Genomic DNA, 16,565 nt, shown 5'->3' with positions numbered 1-16,565 from the left:
GTCTCCCCGCCGTTTTTTTATTGCGCCGCGGCTCCGGTCATCGCCGGCCCCGGCGCGGCCACGTGCGCGCAGATGCCCTCCTTGTCCGGCGCGATGTGGTCGGCCAGCTGGTGTCCGTCCGGATAGTCGCCGCCGTTCTGGCGGCGGAACGGGATGGGCGCTTCGTCGAACAAGCCGGCCAAGCGCGTGCGCCACGCGTCTAGTTGCTGGCGCAGGTCTGCTGCGCTCAAATGGTTGACGCCATAGACCGCGTGGGTGGGCAGCACGTCCATGCCGGGGTAGAACAGGCAGCCGTGGGTGACCGGGAACAGCAGCTCCTGCAGCGGGCCGTTGATGCCGCGCGGACCGTAGTCCCGTTCGCCGCCGCCTACCATCGCCGCCAGCAGCGCGCGTTTGCCCTTGAGCGCGCCGTCGCCGTAGCGCAGCCGGTTGGCCTGGTTCTGGTAGCCATAGCCGAAGCCATAGGCGTACACCCTCTCGAACCAGCCTTTCAGAATGGCCGGCACGCCGTACCACCATAGCGGAAATATGAAGATCACCGCGTCGGCGGCCAGCAGTTTGCGCTGCTCTTCGGCGACATCGGGCGTTTGCGCGCCATTGGCGTAGGCGTGGCCGGATTCGTCGATGAAAGACAGGCGGCCGGGATCGGCCCGCGCCGGAAAATCGTCGGCGTCCAGCACCGCTTTCCAGCGCATGGCGTAGAGATCGGACTGCAGCGCTTGATGCCCTTGCGCCGTCAGCGTTTCCACGGCGGCGGCGGCGAAGCCGCGGGTCAGGGAGCGAGGCTCGGGCTGGGCGTAGACCAGCAATATCGTGCGGCGCATGCGTGGACTTTCAATGGGGTTTCGATGGCGTCAGTGTGTGCCGGCATGATAAATAAGTGAAATCGATGCTTTTCTGATGAGCTATCTGTTTCATGGATACCAAGCGCCTGGATTTGAATCTGTTGCATACGCTGGAAGCGCTGCTGGAGGAGCGCAACGTCACCCGCGCGGCCACGCGGCTGCATCTGAGCCAACCAGCCGTCAGCGCGCAGCTGGCCCGCTTGCGCGAACTGTTCGGCGATCCGCTGTTGCTGCCGACGCAGCGCGGCATGCGTCCCACCGCCAAGGCGGAGCAGTTGCTGGCGCCCTTGCAGGCCTCGCTGCAACAGCTGCGCGAAAACCTGCTGGCGCACCAGGCGTTCGATCCAGCCGCCGCCAGCATGACTTTGCAGCTCGCCTGCACCGATTACGCCCAGGCGGTGGCGGCGATTCCGCTGATCCAGCGCTTGCGCCTGCGCGCGCCGGGCATCAGGGTGGCGCTGCGCCATCTGGAAGCGTCCCGCTTGCAGCGCCAGGCCGAGAGCGGCGAGGTGGATCTGGCTTTGATCAGCCCGGATGGCGCGCCGCCAGGCTTGCATGCCAAGCCCTTGTTTGAAGACCGCTATGTCCTGATCGGCCGGCCGGGGCATCCCGCTTGGCGGCAGGGCCTCAGCTTGGAGAGCTATCTGCAGCATCAGCATGTGGTGGTGTCGCTGGGCAGCGGCGATTTCAGCACCGCGGTGGATGCGGCGCTGGCCGAGCAAGCGCTGGCGCGACGGGTGGCTTTGTCGGCGGCGTCTTTTCTGCTGGTGCCGGAAATCGTTTTCCAAACCGATTATCTCGCCTTGCTGCCGGCGCGGCTGGTGGCGGTCAGCCGGGTGCCGCTGCAGACGGAGGCGTGTCCGTTTCCGCTCAGCGGCTTCGGCGTGGCGATGGTCTGGCATCCGCGCAACCACAGCCATCCGGGCCAGCGCTGGATACGGCAGCAGTTTGCCGAGTTGATGGCAGAGTCCGCCGCGGCATAGCGTAGCCGCGCTTATTTGGCGGTTTTGCCCAAGCGGCGGTACAGCGTGGCGCGGCTGATGCCCAGCGCGCGCGCCGCCGCGCTGGCGTTGCCGCCGCAGCGGCGCAGCAAATCGGCGATGGCGCTGTCCGGCACCGCATGGCCCTGGCTTGCCATATCGGCGCGCAGCAAGGCCGGCAGATGGCGGATTTCCAGTTGCGCGCCGTCGTCGGCCAGCGCCAGCAAGGTGGCCAGCAAATTGGCCAATTCGCGCAGATTGCCGGGCCAGCGGTAGCCGCGGAAAGCCCGCGCCAACTCCGGCGCCAGCGCGATGCCGCGCCGCGCCGCGCCCATTTCGTCCAGCATGCGCTGCGCGATGGCGGCCACGTCGCCGCGCTCGCGCAGCGGCGGCAGGCTGAGCGGATAGTGGCAGAGCCGGTAATACAGGTCGGCGCGGAAAGCGCCCTCGTCCACCTTGGCGCGCAGGTCGCGGTGGGTGGCGCAGATCAGCCGGATGTCCAGCTGTTGCGCCGGCCCGCCGCCCAGCGGCGTCACTTCGCGCTCCTGCAGCACCCGCAGCAGCCGCGCCTGCAGGGCCAGCGGCATGTCGCCGATTTCGTCCAGGAACAGCACGCCGCCGTCGGCCTCGCGCAACCTGCCCTTGCTGCCCTGGCGGTTGGCGCCGGTATAGGCGCCGGGCAGATAGCCGAACAGCTCGGCCTCGATCAGGCCTTCGGGAATGGCGGCGCAGTTGACCGCGACGAAGGGTTGGCCGCGGCGGCTGCCGGCGCCATGCAGCGCGCGCGCCAACCGGTCCTTGCCGGTGCCGGTTTCTCCCAGGATCAGCACCGGAATGTCGGCCTCCAGCAGCTTGCGCGCGGCGGCGAACAATTCGGGCGGCGCGCCGTCCAGCGGCGCGATGGCGGCGGCGGGCGCTGCTTTCGCCAGCGGCGCGGACCGAGGCGAACGGCTGGCAGACGCGGCCGATTGGGCGGGAGCCGGCGGCTTCAGCCGGGCGGAGAATCGTTGCGCGCCGATTCGCAGCGCGCCGATGGCCTGGCCATGGCGTTGCAGCCAGTGCTCCAGGCTTTGGCCGAACAGCGCGGCGAAATGGCGCGCCTGCCAGCCGCCGGCTTCCAGACCGCACAGCGCCAAACCCGGGCGGTTGGCGGCCAGCAGGCGGCCATCGCCGTCGAAAACCAGCTTGCAGGCGGAGGGCGCGTCCAGCAGGCGCGGATCGGCGTGCAGGCATAGCAGCCAGCCGTGGCGGGCGGCGTCCTCCAGCAAGCGCGCCTCGATCTGGCCGCGCGCGGCGTGCAGCGCCAGGATTTGCGGCGGCCCCAGCTTGCGGCTGGCGCCGCTGATGTCCAGCGCGCCCAGCAACTGTCCCTGCGGGCCGAGCAAGGGCGCGGCGGCGCAGGCCAGCACCCGGTTGCGCTCCAGGTAATGCTCGCCGCCGCGCACCAGCACGCTGTCCATCGCGGCCAGCGCGGTGCCGATGGCGTTGGTGCCGCGCGCGGCCTCGCTCCAGTCCATGCCCGGCGTCAGCGCCAGCCGCTCGGCCTTGTTCAGAAAATCGATATGCCCGCTCTGGTCCAGGATCAGGCCGTGGCTGTCGGCCACCACCAGCGCCAGCTGCTGGCTGGCCACTTGTTCGTACAAGCCGGCCAGCGCCGGCGCGGCCGGCGCCAGCCAGTCCTGGTTCGCCTGCTGCCTTTCGTTCAGCTCCATCGGGCTCAGCTTGTCGCCGCCGCCGCCGCCGGCCGGCAGACCCAGGCTGCGGCAGCGTTGCCAGGAGTGCAGGATGGGTGGCGGCAGCGCCTGGCCGGGCAAGGGCTGGCCGGTGAAGAAACGGCGGCGGATCTCGTCCAGCGGCAAACTGCGGACAGCGTTCATGCGCGGCTCCTGGCCTGCCTCGCCACGCTGCGACAGGTGTCGCGGCGCGAGACAGTTTGATTGGCGATACGGCCGATTATCGCCGCATCCGCGCGCTTGGCAATTCCTTGATTCCGCGAGAGGTTTGCTGCGTTGCGCAATGGAGAGTCCGGCGGCTTCGCCTTGCAAGGGCCGGTGCGATGGTGCAATGCAGAAATCATAAATCTGGCACGGCGCTTGCGCTGTTGCGCAATCCGCTGAACGGATAGCCACCATCCACCAGACGAGGAGACTGAAGATGGCAAGCCTGCAACCTGGATTTCAATTGAAGACGCGTTACGCCAATTTCATCGGCGGCCAATGGGTGCCGCCGGTGAACGGCCGCTATTTCGAAAACGTCACCCCGATCACCGGCAAGACCTTGTGCGAGATTCCGCGCTCGGACGAGCAAGACGTTGAGCTGGCGTTGGATGCCGCCCACGCCGCCCGTTTCAAGTGGGGCCATACGCCGGTGACCGAGCGCGCCATCGTCCTGAACAAGATCGCCGACCGGATGGAGGCCAATCTGAACCTGCTGGCCGAGGTGGAAACCTGGGACAACGGCAAGCCGATCCGCGAAACCCGCGCCGCCGACATTCCTCTGGCCATCGATCATTTCCGCTACTTCGCCGCCTGCGTGCGCGCGCAGGAAGGCAGCCTGGGCGAAATCGACGCCAACACCGTGTCCTACCACTTCCACGAGCCTCTGGGCGTGGTGGGCCAGATCATCCCGTGGAACTTCCCCATCCTGATGGCGGCGTGGAAGCTGGCGCCGGCGCTGGCGGCCGGCAACTGCGTGGTGCTGAAGCCGGCCGAGCAGACGCCGCTGTCCATCCTGGTGCTGATGGAACTGGTGGGCGACCTGCTGCCGCCGGGCGTGCTCAATGTGGTCAACGGCTTCGGCGTGGAAGCCGGCAAGCCGCTGGCCAGCTCCAAGCGCATCGCCAAGATCGCCTTCACCGGCGAAACCGGCACCGGCCGGCTGATCATGCAGTACGCCAGCCAGAACCTGATTCCGGTGACGCTGGAGCTGGGCGGCAAGTCGCCCAACATTTTCTTCGACGACGTGGCGGCGCAGGACGACGCCTTCTTCGACAAGGCCATCGAAGGCTTCGTGATGTTCGCGCTGAACCAGGGCGAGGTGTGCACCTGCCCCAGCCGCGCGCTGATCCATGAATCCATCTACGACCGCTTCATGGAAAAGGCGCTGAAACGCGTCGCCGCCATCCAGCAGGGCAACCCGCTGGACCCGGCCACCATGATAGGCGCCCAGGCGTCGCAGGAGCAGATGGACAAGATCCAGAGCTACCTCGCCATCGGCCGCGACGAAGGCGCCAAGGTGCTGGCCGGCGGCGCGCGCGCGCAACTGGCCGGCGAGCTGGCCGGCGGCTTCTACATCCAGCCGACGGTGTTCGCCGGCAACAACAAGATGCGCATCTTCCAGGAGGAAATCTTCGGCCCGGTGGTGTCGGTGACCACCTTCAAGGACCGCGACGAGGCGCTGGCCATCGCCAACGACACCCTGTACGGACTGGGCGCCGGCGTTTGGTCGCGCAACATCAATACCGCCTTCTTCATGGGCCGCCACATCGAGGCTGGCCGCGTCTGGACCAACTGTTACCACGCTTACCCGGCGCATGCGGCCTTCGGCGGCTACAAGCAGTCCGGCATCGGCCGCGAAACGCACAAGATGATGCTGGACCACTACCAGCAAACCAAGAATCTGCTGGTCAGCTACGGCGAGGACAAGCTGGGCTTTTTCTGAGCCGGCGCGGTCCTTGGGCCGGCGCCGCGGTTTTGCAAAGCCGCCCATCTCGGGCGGTTTTTTCATGGGCAGCGCGGCGGCGGGGATGAAGGCTGCCGAGAGGAGCATTTTCCATGACGACTTGATTGCGGGATTTATGGATTTCGCCTAGAGCAATAAGCTAAATATTATTTATTTAATGATATACATGTTTTATTTACGTAATTTATAACAAATACAGGGGGTGGACTGGGTGGTATGCTATTCGGGTCGCAAAGGGCTGGGCCCGTGGGAGAGCACGCATGCAGTCGGACCGGGAAATGAGCATCCATGGCGCGGAAGAGGGCGACGCGGCGTACGAACAGCCCGAGCGGGCGCTGGAGCTGGTCTGGCTGCGGCGTTATCTGCCGCAGCAGTTCGCCGGCCGCCAGGTGCTGGAATGGGCGTGCGGCAGCGGTTACTGGACGCAATACCTGGCGCCGCGGGCGCGGCGCTACCTGGCATTGGACGAGGCCGCTGCCGCGCTGGCGCTGGCGCGCCAACGGCCGGGCGTGGAGCGGGTGGAGTTTCGCCTGGCGCAGGACTGCGCGCTGCCGGCCGGCGCCGGCGGTTTCGACGCGGCTTTCGCCGCGCAGTGTTTTTCGCGGCTGCCCAAGCAGCGCCGCGACGATTGGCTGGCTGGCCTGCACGGCGGCTTGCAGGCCGGCGCCGAGGTGCTGTGGTTGGACGACAGCGAGGCGCAGTGCCGCGAATATCCGCTGGTGGAGTATGACGCGGCGGGCAACGGCTACCAGATGCGGCCCGGACCCGACGGCGGCGAGCTGCGGCTATTGAAGAACTTTCCCAGCGAAACCGAATTGCGCATCCTGCTGGGCCGGCATGGCGTCAGCGACATGGCCTTGCTGCGGCGCGAGCATTTCTGGCTGCTGCAATACCGTTTGCCGAAGCGCCATTGAGGCGCCGCGCGCGGACGTGAAAAAGCCGGGCTGGGCCCGGCTTGGCAAGGGGAAGAGGGGACGGACTCAGGCCGCGGACAGCTGGTCCAGGCCCTGCTGCAGCTTCTGGCTGGCCTGCTCCATCGCCTGCATCCGCGCGACGATGCCGGCCTCGTCCAGCTGGCCGCTCTGGCTGGCGGCGGCCAGCGCCGCGCCGACTTGCTGCTGCAGCTGCGCCAGCGGCTGGCGCAGCGCCTGGGTGGCGGAGGCGCCGAACAGGCTGGCGCCGCCGCCGTCTATCCAGTGCTCCAGCTCCACCGCCGGGGCTTGGGCCTCGGCTTCCTCGATCGCGTGGTAAGCGCTTTGCTTGTAGATCACGTGCGCCACTTTCTGCAGCGAGGTCTGCGACTTCTGCTGCACCTCGCTCACCTGCTTCAACACCCGGTCGGATTGCTCGGCCAGGCTGGCAAAGCGCTGGCGGAACGATTCCACCGATGTCTGCACATTGCCGGCCACGCCGCCGGCGTCGCTGGCCTGCGCCTGCATGTCGGCGATGCGGGTGGACAGCGATTCCAGCACATTCTGCACCTGGTTGGCGGTGCTCTTGCTGCGCTCGGCCAGTTTGCGCACTTCGTCGGCCACCACCGCGAAGCCGCGGCCGGTTTCGCCGGCGCGGGCGGCTTCGATGGCGGCGTTCAGCGCCAGCAGATTGGTCTGGTCGGCGATGGCCGAGATGTCGGCCAGCGAGCTTTCTATGCCCTGCCATTCCTGGGCCAGCAGCTGGCTGGCCTGATCCATGCTGTTGACGCTGCCGGCGATGGTATCCAGGTGGCTGGACAATTCCGCCGCGCTGTCCAGGCTTTCGCGCGCGCCGGCGGCGTTGTCGCGGGTGATGCCGGCCACCGCGTCCATCGCCTGGCTGATGGCGGTGAGGTCGTGCTGGCTGCCGGACAGGTCGTGACGAAGGTTGGGGTTGTTCAGCGCCGCCAGTTGCGACGACAGCCGGTTGCGGCGCACGAAGCCGTCGTTGTCGGCCATGGTCTGGATGGTCTTGTTCACGTTCTCCAGCGAGCTGGCCAGGATGCCGGGCAGGCCTTGGTTGAGCGGCCGGCGCGAGAAGTTGCCCTGGCTGATCTCCTGGAAGCAGGTGTTGATTTCCTTGAAGTAGGTTTCCACCAGGTCGAGGAAGTCATTCAGCTGCCAGGCCACCTGGCCGACTTCGCCCATTTCGCGGGTGCCGGTGCTGCGGTGGTGCAATTCGCCGCTGCAGGCCAGGCCCAGCTGGCGGGTGAGGGCGTTGAGCAGGAGGAAGATGCGGCTGCCCTTTTGCCACAGCCAGCAGGACAGCGCGATGGTGGCGATCAGCAGCAGGACGCTGACCGCGGCCTGGGCGCCGGCCGGCAGCAGGTAGTCGTCGACGATGGACAGCACCACCAGGGCGTTGAAGCCCGCCAGCACCCAGGCCAGATGCGAGCGCAGGAAGGGGCTGGCTTTGCGGGGGGAACTCATCCGGTGACTCCTTTGGCTTTCAGTACGTCGGCGTTCAGCCCCAGGATGAAGTCCTGGTAGCTGCAGCCTTTTTCCGCCAGCAGCGCCAGCAGCCAGTCGCGCGAGGCGTCTGGCGCGGCGGCCTTGCCCTGGCTGGCTTCTATCTTGCGCATTTCGGCGTAGATCGGTTCGATGGCGGCGATGGCGGCGCGGCTGGGCGGGCGCCGCACCGAGTAGTAGCCCTGCAGGCGGCCTTGCGGGTCGTAATCGGGCGTGACGTTGGCCAGCACCCAGTAGTAGTTGCCGTCCGCGGTGGCGTTTTTCACCAGCGCGAAGAATTCGTGGCCGGCCTGCAGCGTCTGCCACATCAGCCGGTACGCGCCGCGCGGCATGTCGGGATGGCGGATCAGGTTGTGCGGCTTGCCCAGCAGCTGGTGCTCGGCGTAGCCGGCCACCCGCATGAACACGCGGTTGGCGTAGGTGATGTGGCCGCTGGGGTCGGTCTTGGTGACGATCAGTTCGTGCGGCGCGAGCTGCACTTCCCGGCCGGCGCCTCTGCCGATGGCTGTTTTTTCCATTGTCTGCTTCTCTTTGACCATGCTCTTTGTAGTATTGCCGGCAAATTGGCATTGTCATGTCCTGTGCATGACAGGGCAAGGATTTATTGCGAAATGGTTTAAGTTAAAATCATTTTATTTAAATCGAATGCTTGCTGGCGGCAAAAAAGGGGAGGCCGCGACCATCCCCCTTGGCGCCGACATCGCGCGCCGGGTTTACAGCTTCAGGATCTGCCGCACCTGGGTGGCGCAGGCGCGGGCCTGGCGGCTGAGCGCGGCGAATTCCGGGCTGACGATGTCGTCGTGGCTCAGCCAGCGCACCTTGCTGCTCAGCCGGTATTGGTAGCGGACGCCGCTGGCGTCGGCGGTTTGCTTCAGGTCCAGGTCGAACCAGGGCGAGCGCGCCTGGCAGCTGAACGGCGGCTGGATGGCCTTGGCGCCTTTCAGTTCCAGCGAGCGCTCCATGATTTCCGGGTCGCCCAGGTAGACGTCGGCCTGGTTGCCGTTGGCGCGGTAGTTGTCGAAGTCGTTCCAGCGGCTTTCCAGGCGCGGGTCGTACAGGTAGAGGCCGGAGATCTTCTCCAGCGCGCGGGTGTCGTCGCCGCTTATCTGGATCGGGTAACGCTCCGGAATCAGGAAGCCGGTGGCGGCGCGCGCCACCTTGCAGTTCTGCGTCTGGTTGCCGAGGCCGCGGCAGATGTTCTGGTCGGTGCCGCTGCTGCCCTGGTAGCGGTCCTGCATCGTCATTTCGATCAAGGGCCAGCTGGCCAGCAGGCTTTGGCTGACGATGCGCGCGCTGCTGTCGCGTTTCAGGGTTTCGACGCGCTTGACCGAGCTGCTGAGGGTGGCCGCCTGCAGCGGAATGAAGTCCTGGCGCACCTTGCCGTCGTCGCCCATCAGGTAGGTCGCGCGCTCCTGCAGGTCAGGCATGATGCGGCCGGCGGCGAAGAAGGGGTTGGTGGCGTCCAGCCACTCGGTTTTGCCGTCCACTTGCGCGCGCACGATCATGTGGTTGACGGTGCCGAGGCCAGGCAGCAGCGGCTGCTGGGCGAAGTTGCCGCGGAAGACCAGCGCCGGTTCGGCGGCGATGCCGGCGCGGCGCAGCATCGCGGTCAGCAAGGTGGCCAGGTCCTTGCAATCGCCGTAGCCGTGCTGCTCGATTTCGGCCAGCGTGAACGGCACCAGGCCGCGTTCGGCCAGCCGCTGGTCGTTGAGGTAGCGGTAATGGCTGTTGATGTGCTGCATGAAGGCGGCCACTTGCTGGGCGGCCGGCTTGCCGCGCTGCTGCGACACCACCGCCGCCGCGCCCGGCGGCAACGGCGCCGCCAGGATGGCGTTGTAGCGCTCGGCGTAGACGCCGAAATGCTGCTGCGGCGAGTCGCTGGTGGCGATGCTCAGCCGCGGCCAGCGGCGCAGCGCGCTATTGCTCCATTCATTGGTGAGGTTCAGGTAGCGGCTGCCGCGCTGGTCGACGGTGATCCGCTTGCCGTCGGCGCTGGCCGCGGTCTGAAAGCCTTCCATCGCTTCGGCGCGCCACAGCAGCGGCCGCGGCGAATCCAGCTCGAAATGATAGCTGTCGTAGCGCACCGGCTCGGGATCGAAGTCCAGCCGGTACAGCAGCTCGCGGCTGAGCGGCGGCGCGGCGATATGGTGCCTGACCTGGTAGGACACCACGCTGCCCACCGCCAATTCGGGGAAGGCCAGCCAGGTTTGCTTGTCGCGGCTGACGCCGGCGTAGGGGTTGGGCGCGGCGCGGGTTTCCACCTGCGACTTTTCCAGCTTGACCACCTTGCCGTCCTGCTGGCGCACTTCGCCGCCCAGCACTTCCAGCTTGTCGGTGTCCGGGTAGGTGAAATCTATCCGCGACAAAAACTCCTTGCCGGCGGGTTTGAGGATGGTGAATTGGTTGCGGGTGGTGCAGTCCAGGCTGTTGTCGGCGTTGTGGCGGCAGCTGATGCTGGCCTTCAGCGCCAGCGGCGCCTCTTCCGCCGGCTGGCGCGCCGCCAGCGCGGCGGGGCCGGCCAGGACCAGCGTGGTGCTCAACAGGGAAACGGGAAAACGCATCGGGAAACCATTCTTGGCTGGCGCGCCGCGGCGCGCGGGGTGGGTCGATAGATGAGGCAATAATCTTGCCATGGCCGGCTGGCGCAGGCCAGCGGCGCGGGAATATGGCTTAGTGTGGGCCGGCGGCGCGGGGTTCCGCGGCGGCTGCCCAGCCCCCCGGGGCGGGAAGCGGGCTGGCGCTCAGGGCGCGGCGGTGACGAAGCCTATCTTGCCGACGCCGTTGCTCTGGGCGGCGGCCAGGGTCTTGGCCACGGTTTCGTAGCGCACGGCCTTGTCGGCCGACAGGTGCAGTTCCACCTCGGGATTGGCGGCGGCGGCGGCGGCGAAGCGGGCCGGCAGGTCGGCTTCCGCCACCGCCTTGTCGTTCCAGAACAGCTTGCCGGCGGCGTCCACCGCCAGGCGGATCTGTTCCGGCTTGTCCTGGTGCTGGGCGGCCTGGGCGCGCGGCAGGTCCACCTTGACCGCGTTGGTCAGCAGCGGGGTGGTGATGATGAACACCACCAGCAGCACCAGCATCACGTCCACCAGCGGCGTGGTGTTGGGCTCGGCCATCGGCGCGGCCGGGCCCTGGTTGAAACTACCGAACGCCATCTTGCTCTCCGGATTGGGTCAACAACTGGGCGTGCAGGTCGTGGGCGAAATAGTCCAGTTCCTGCGACATCACGCGCTGGGCGCGGGTGAGGGCGTTGTAGGCCAGCACCGCCGGGATGGCGGCGGCCAGGCCGGCGGCGGTGGCGATCAGCGCTTCGCCTATCGGCCCGGCGACCGCGGCTATGCTCATCTGGCCGGCCTGGCCGATATTGACCAGCGCGTGGTAGATGCCCCAGACGGTGCCGAACAGGCCGATGAAAGGCGCGGTGGAGCCGATGGAGGCCAGCACGGTCAGGCCGGCTTCCTGGCGGGCGTTTTCCTGCGCCAGCGCCTTGCGGATGGCGCGGGTGAGGAATTCGTCGACGCCGCAAGCCTGGCCCAGCGCGCGTCCGGCCTGGCTTTGGTACTGCTTGAGCGCGGCGAGGCCGGCGCGGGTCAGGTTGGCCACCTGTCCGCGGCTGTGCGCCAACTGGTGCTCCGCCTGCGTCCAGCCGGCCGCGCTCCACAGCGCGCTCTCGGCGCTGCGGTTGGCGCGGCGCGCCTGCAGGGTCTGCACGCCGCGCACGATGATCAGGTACCAGGTGAGCGCCGACATCAGGATCAGGATCAGGAACACCGAAATCAGTACGGCGTCGCCTTGGTGGAATACGGTCATTAGATTCATGGTTTGCCAGGCTTCAAAGAAAATTCGATAGGGACGATAACGATGACAGGAATGGCCTGGCCATCGCGTTTGGCTGGGGTGAAGTGCCAGTTTTTGACGGTTTTCAATGCGGCGGCGTCCAATTGCGGGACGCCGCTGCTGCTAATCAGGGCGATCTCCTGCGGCAGGCCTTCGGCGCTGATCAGCACCCGCACTTTCGCGAGACCGGCTTGGCCTGCCGCTATCGCCTCCATCGCTTCCTCGGACAAGGAGGAGGTTTGCTTGCGGCGGGCTTGATCGTGGCCGGCGGGACTAGGTTCTGCCGCGGCGTTCGTCAGCATCAGCATGGCCGCCGCCAGCGCGGCGCCGGCCTGGCGATATGCGGCGGCGCTCATGACCTGCTGGACTTCAAGGAAAACTCGACCGGCACGATGTAGGTGTAGGCGATGGGCTCGGCGCCGCGCTTGGCCGGGATGAAGCGCCAGCGCTTGACCGAGGCCAGCGCGGCGCGGTCCAGGCGCGGGAAGCCGCTGCTGCTTTGCACCGACACTTCTTGCGGCAGGCCCTGCACGCTGACATGGACGCGCAGGCGCACGGTGCCTTCCTCGCCTTCTTCTTTGGAGACGGTGGGGTAGGCGGGCTGCGGATTGTTCAGGTAGCCGCCGGTGGACAGCGGCTCGGTGATTTGCTGCTGGCGGCTGTCGCCGTCCGGCTTGCCGCCGCCGGGCGCTTTGGCCGGCTCCGCCGCCGGGGCAGCAGAGGCTGCGGGAGCGGCGGCGGCCACCTGGATGGCCTTGGCGGGCGCCGGCGGCGGCGTGTCGGTTTTCTGCGGCTTCACTGCCGGCAGCGGCCGCGTCTGCGGGATGGCCTTGCTAGGCGCGGCCTTGGCCTGGACCTGCGGTTTCTGCGGGGCGGCGGGAGACGGCGCGGCGGCCTTGGGCGCGGCCGCCGGCGCCAGCATCGTCATCGATGTCAGCAGCCGCGGCGGCGTCACCGGCAGCTCCCGGCCGGGCTGGCCATTGAGCAAGCACAGCGCCAGCGCATGCAGGCCCAGCACCGCGCCGATGGCAGAAAGTTGCAAGGTTGGCAGGGGTTTCATGAAATCGATGATAATACAAATAATTCTCATTATACAACAGGGCGCGGCCGCGCCGCGAGCAAACGCTGCTTGCAATCGCCGCGATCGCCTGCATATTCAGAGCTGAGCCGGCGCATGCCGGCATCCCTGATATCCATTGGAATACCGAACATGCAGCAATTTGACGGAACCACCATCGTTTCCGTCCGTCGCGGCGAGCGCGTGGCGCTGGGCGGCGACGGGCAAGTGACCCTGGGCAACATCGTGATCAAGGCGACGGCGCGCAAGATACGCAAGCTGCACGGCGGCAAGGTGCTGGCCGGGTTCGCCGGCGGCACCGCCGACGCCTTCACCCTGATCGAGCGCTTCGAAGCCAAATTGCAGAAGCATCAGGGCAACTTGCTGGTGTCGGCGGTGGAACTGGCCAAGGATTGGCGCACCGACCGCATGCTGCGCCGGCTGGAGGCGATGCTGATCGTCGCCGACAAGGACCACACGCTGATCATCACCGGCAACGGCGATGTGCTGGAGCCGGAGCAGGGCATCGCCGCCATCGGTTCCGGCGGCGCCTTCGCGCAGTCGGCCGCGCGCGCGCTGTTCGAGAATACCGATCTCGCGCCGGAGGTGGTGGTGAAGAAGTCGTTGGAGATCGCCGGCGACATCTGCATCTACACCAACCACAACCACCTGATCGAAACCCTGGGCCCGGACGACGAGGCCTGACCCCGAATGCAAGGCCCGGCCCGCGCGGCCGGGCGGAGATCGTCATGACGCAAATGACCCCGCAGGAAATCGTCCACGAGCTGGACCAGCACATCATCGGCCAGCACGCCGCCAAGCGCGCGGTGGCCATCGCCTTGCGCAACCGCTGGCGCCGCCAGCAGGTGGCCGAGCCGCTGCGCAGCGAGATCACCCCGAAGAACATCCTGATGATAGGCCCCACCGGCGTCGGCAAGACCGAGATCGCCCGCCGCCTGGCCAAGCTGTCCGGCGCGCCCTTCATCAAGGTGGAAGCCACCAAGTTCACCGAGGTCGGCTATGTCGGCCGCGATGTCGACACCATCATCCGCGACCTGGCGGAAGTGGCGATCAAGGAAACCCGCGACGCCGCCATCAAGCGCAACCGCGTCCGCGCCGAAGACGCCGCCGAGGAGCGTATCCTCGACGCGCTGCTGCCGCGCGTGCATCAGCCGCAAACCGGCTTCTTCGCCGGCGAACCGGCGGTCGAGGACAAGCATGAGGACGGCGCCACCCGGCAGAAATTCCGCAAGATGCTGCGCGAGGGCAAGTTCGACGACAAAGAGATCGAACTGGAAATCGCCGCCCCCATCGCCCAGATGAACGTGATGGCGCCGCCGGGGATGGAGGATTTCGCCAGCCAGCTGCAGGGCATGTTCCAGGGCCTGGGCGCGGGCAAGAAGCAGGCCGCCAAGATGAAGGTGGCCGACGCCTTCAAGCAATTGGTCGACGAAGAGGCGGCCAAGCTGGTCAACGAGGAAGAGCTGAAGGCGGAAGCGTTGAAGAACGTCGAGCAGAACGGCATCGTGTTCCTCGATGAAATCGACAAGGTCACCAGCCGCGGCGAAGGCCAGGGTGGCGCCGACGTGTCGCGCGCCGGCGTGCAGCGCGACCTGCTGCCGCTGGTGGAGGGCACCACCGTGTCCACCAAGTACGGAATGGTGAAGACCGACCACATCCTGTTCATCGCCTCCGGCGCCTTCCAGTTGTCCAAGCCGTCGGACCTGATTCCGGAGCTGCAGGGCCGGCTGCCGATCCGCGTCGAGCTGTCGTCGCTGTCGGTGGACGATTTCAAGGCGATCCTGACCAGCACCAACGCCTGCCTGACGCGCCAATACCAGGCGCTGCTGGCTACCGAGGGCGTGGAGCTGGCGTTCGAAGAGTCCGGCATCCAGCGTCTGGCCGAGATCGCCTGGCAGGTCAACGAGAAAACCGAGAACATCGGCGCGCGCCGCCTGTACACGGTGATGGAAAAGCTGCTGGAGGAGGTGGCTTTCGACGCCAAGTCCGGCGAGCGCAAGATCGACGGCGCGTATGTGGACTGCAAGCTGGGCGAAGTGGCCGAGCGCGAAGATCTGGCGCGCTACGTGCTGTGACGTGGGTTGGCTTCTTTCCCCGGTGGAGAGAAGCCAATCTATATATAAGGTATAACGGCGGCCCGAAAGGACCGCCGTTTCGCTTTATGCCGATTGTTCCAGCTTGCCGCCCGCCGGCGCCATCGGCTCGAAAGCCTCCGGGTGCTGTTTCAGGTACCAGTCCTTCACCTCGTCATGGCTCAGGTTCAGGAAGCGGTTGACGCCGGGCAGCAGCAGCATCGGCGGCACCGTCAGCAGGTGGAACAGGGCGAAGAACAGATAGACCTCATCCAGCGACCAGCGCGCCAGCAGGATGCCGGCCAGCGCCGGCCCCAGCATGCCGCCCAGCTTGGCCACCAGCACATTGATCGCCGACACCCGCGCGCGATAGGGCTCCGGCACCGCCAGCGTGCGATGGGTCTGGCCGATCAGCATGGTGATCGACAGCAGCGCGCCTTCGATGCCGAACATTGCCAGCATCACCAGCGGATGATCGGTCAACGCCACCACCAGGAATACCGCGCCGAGCGCCCACATCGCGAAAGCGCGGGCGCGCGGCCGGCTACAGTGCAGCAGCAGGCGGTGCGTCAGCCACAGCGAGCCGACCAGCAGGCCGCCGCTGACCGCCGCCTCGCAGGCGCCCAGCCAGAACGCCGGCAGGCCCAATTGATGCAGCTTGATCGGCAGCAGCGTCACCACCATCGGGAAGTAGGCGGTCATCACCAGCAAGCCCCACAGCGCCCAGCGGCGCTCCAGCGGAATGCGCCAGCGCACGCGCAGGCCGCTGCGGATCTGTTCGATGAAGCTTTCCGCCCGGACATCCGCCAAGCTGCGCGCCGGCAACCGGATGCGCAAGGCGCCGACGGCGGCGATGGCCAGCAGCAGCGTATAGCTGCCCAGCGCCATCCAGGCCGGCGCCACCGCCATCAGGCTGCCGCCTATGACCGGGCCGATCAGGTTGCCTACCGATTGCGAGCTTTTCTGCATCGACAGCGCGTCGGACAGCCGGTTTGCCGGCACCAGCTCGGCGGCGATGCTCAACATGGAAGGAATTACGATGGCCCAGGCGAACATGGCCATCGATTCGCTGGCCACCACCCACGCCAATCTATAGAAGTGGAACCAAGCCATCGCCGCCAGCGCCAGGCCGGACAGCATGGCCAGCAGGATGCCGCCGGCGATGACGCGGTTTTTCGGGAAGCGGTCGCCCAGCGGCGCGGTCAGCGGCAGCGCCACCAGCATCACCAGCGCGGTCAGCGTGCTGAACCAGGCCATGTCGCGGGCGCCGCCCATCGATACCACCCACCAGCTGATGCTGACATAGCCGGCGCCCATCGCCAGCCCGCTCAAGACGTCGCTGAGCATCAGCAGATGGAAACCGGGAGGCAGGCCATTCAGTCGTTGTCGTAGGGAAGTCTGCATGGCGCGCTCCGGTGGGGAAGGCATTTGATCCTATCACGAAATGACATTGTCACGCCAATGTAGGAGGCGTTCGCGATTTCTGACGGTAAGAATGAAAATTCGGCCGGTTTTGGAGGATTTTCCAAAGTTATCTATCCAGCCAATCACGGTGGCAGGCGGGTTTTCAGCGGATTTTTCGGAGGCTCAATAAAAATGCAAACTGCCTATTTGAATGAAAATCAATGACTTGC

At 66.7% G+C, this 16,565-nt stretch carries 15 protein-coding genes; 5 read left to right on the top strand and 10 right to left on the bottom strand.

The window, feature by feature from the left end; genetic code table 11:
• Positions 1 to 17: 17 nt before the first annotated feature.
• Positions 18 to 824, bottom strand: a complete 807-nt coding sequence (locus MY55_RS11050; RefSeq protein WP_047238375.1) for an NAD(P)H-dependent oxidoreductase — start codon at positions 822 to 824, stop codon at positions 18 to 20.
• Between the two features lie 92 nt (positions 825 to 916).
• Between MY55_RS11050 and MY55_RS11045 the strand changes: the two genes are divergently transcribed.
• Entirely contained in the window at positions 917 to 1,828 is a 912-nt protein-coding gene (locus MY55_RS11045) for a LysR family transcriptional regulator (RefSeq protein WP_047258276.1), read from the top strand.
• A gap of 11 nt (positions 1,829 to 1,839) precedes the next feature.
• On the opposite strand, the gene MY55_RS11040 is transcribed toward MY55_RS11045, so the two are convergent.
• Positions 1,840 to 3,702 carry a sigma-54-dependent Fis family transcriptional regulator gene (locus MY55_RS11040; RefSeq protein WP_065202364.1) on the bottom strand — a complete coding sequence of 621 codons (1,863 nt, stop codon included), beginning with the start codon at positions 3,700 to 3,702 and terminating at the stop codon, positions 1,840 to 1,842.
• 277 nt (positions 3,703 to 3,979) lie between these two features.
• On the opposite strand from MY55_RS11040, the gene adh reads away from it, so the two are divergent.
• On the top strand, positions 3,980 to 5,485 hold the full coding sequence (gene adh / locus MY55_RS11035; RefSeq protein ID WP_043575134.1) for an aldehyde dehydrogenase: 1,506 nt from the start codon (positions 3,980 to 3,982) through the stop codon (positions 5,483 to 5,485).
• Positions 5,486 to 5,766: 281 nt separating this feature from the next.
• Complete coding sequence (locus tag MY55_RS11030) at positions 5,767 to 6,420, top strand: methyltransferase domain-containing protein (RefSeq protein ID WP_052941225.1); 654 nt, start codon at positions 5,767 to 5,769, stop codon at positions 6,418 to 6,420.
• Positions 6,421 to 6,486: 66 nt separating this feature from the next.
• Here MY55_RS11030 and MY55_RS11025 read toward each other — a convergent pair whose 3' ends face one another.
• The 7 genes from MY55_RS11025 to MY55_RS10995 all read right to left on the bottom strand — a co-directional run bounded on the left by MY55_RS11025 (position 6,487) and on the right by MY55_RS10995 (position 12,841).
• The gene (locus MY55_RS11025) at positions 6,487 to 7,908 is read right to left on the bottom strand and encodes a methyl-accepting chemotaxis protein (RefSeq protein WP_043575137.1); all 1,422 of its coding nucleotides are present in this window, start codon (positions 7,906 to 7,908) and stop codon (positions 6,487 to 6,489) included.
• Positions 7,905 to 8,465 (bottom strand): PAS domain-containing protein, encoded by a 561-nt coding sequence (locus tag MY55_RS11020; RefSeq protein ID WP_043575138.1) that lies wholly within the window; start codon positions 8,463 to 8,465, stop codon positions 7,905 to 7,907. The genes MY55_RS11025 and MY55_RS11020 overlap by 4 nt, the downstream gene beginning before the upstream one ends.
• A 195-nt stretch (positions 8,466 to 8,660) precedes the next feature.
• Positions 8,661 to 10,508: a DUF3857 domain-containing transglutaminase family protein gene (locus MY55_RS11015; protein WP_065202363.1), complete on the bottom strand. Its 1,848-nt coding sequence runs from the start codon at positions 10,506 to 10,508 to the stop codon at positions 8,661 to 8,663.
• 180 nt (positions 10,509 to 10,688) lie between these two features.
• Positions 10,689 to 11,099 (bottom strand): ExbD/TolR family protein, encoded by a 411-nt coding sequence (locus MY55_RS11010; protein WP_043575143.1) that lies wholly within the window; start codon positions 11,097 to 11,099, stop codon positions 10,689 to 10,691.
• Positions 11,086 to 11,763 carry a MotA/TolQ/ExbB proton channel family protein gene (locus MY55_RS11005; RefSeq protein ID WP_043575144.1) on the bottom strand — a complete coding sequence of 226 codons (678 nt, stop codon included), beginning with the start codon at positions 11,761 to 11,763 and terminating at the stop codon, positions 11,086 to 11,088. Before MY55_RS11005 ends, MY55_RS11010 begins: the two co-directional genes overlap by 14 nt.
• Positions 11,760 to 12,137, bottom strand: coding sequence for an energy transducer TonB (locus MY55_RS11000; RefSeq protein WP_052258053.1), 378 nt, complete (start codon positions 12,135 to 12,137; stop codon positions 11,760 to 11,762). The genes MY55_RS11005 and MY55_RS11000 overlap by 4 nt, the downstream gene beginning before the upstream one ends.
• Positions 12,134 to 12,841 (bottom strand): energy transducer TonB, encoded by a 708-nt coding sequence (locus tag MY55_RS10995; RefSeq protein WP_047248214.1) that lies wholly within the window; start codon positions 12,839 to 12,841, stop codon positions 12,134 to 12,136. The genes MY55_RS11000 and MY55_RS10995 overlap by 4 nt, the downstream gene beginning before the upstream one ends.
• 150 nt (positions 12,842 to 12,991) lie before the next feature.
• Here MY55_RS10995 and hslV point away from each other — a divergent pair, with 150 nt between their 5' ends.
• Entirely contained in the window at positions 12,992 to 13,543 is a 552-nt protein-coding gene (gene hslV / locus MY55_RS10990) for an ATP-dependent protease subunit HslV (protein ID WP_011133956.1), read from the top strand.
• A gap of 44 nt (positions 13,544 to 13,587) precedes the next feature.
• On the top strand, positions 13,588 to 14,934 hold the full coding sequence (hslU, locus tag MY55_RS10985; protein WP_043575148.1) for an ATP-dependent protease ATPase subunit HslU: 1,347 nt from the start codon (positions 13,588 to 13,590) through the stop codon (positions 14,932 to 14,934).
• 84 nt (positions 14,935 to 15,018) lie between these two features.
• Here the strand turns inward: hslU and MY55_RS10980 are convergent, their stop codons facing one another.
• Positions 15,019 to 16,335, bottom strand: coding sequence for an MFS transporter (locus MY55_RS10980; protein WP_157889288.1), 1,317 nt, complete (start codon positions 16,333 to 16,335; stop codon positions 15,019 to 15,021).
• Positions 16,336 to 16,565 lie beyond the last annotated feature (230 nt).

It is taken from the genome of Chromobacterium subtsugae (genome assembly GCF_001676875.1).
Classification (GTDB): Bacteria; Pseudomonadota; Gammaproteobacteria; order Burkholderiales; family Chromobacteriaceae; genus Chromobacterium; species Chromobacterium subtsugae.
The sequence above is the reverse complement of the archived record's forward strand: the minus strand, read 5'-3'. Positions and strand labels throughout refer to the sequence as shown.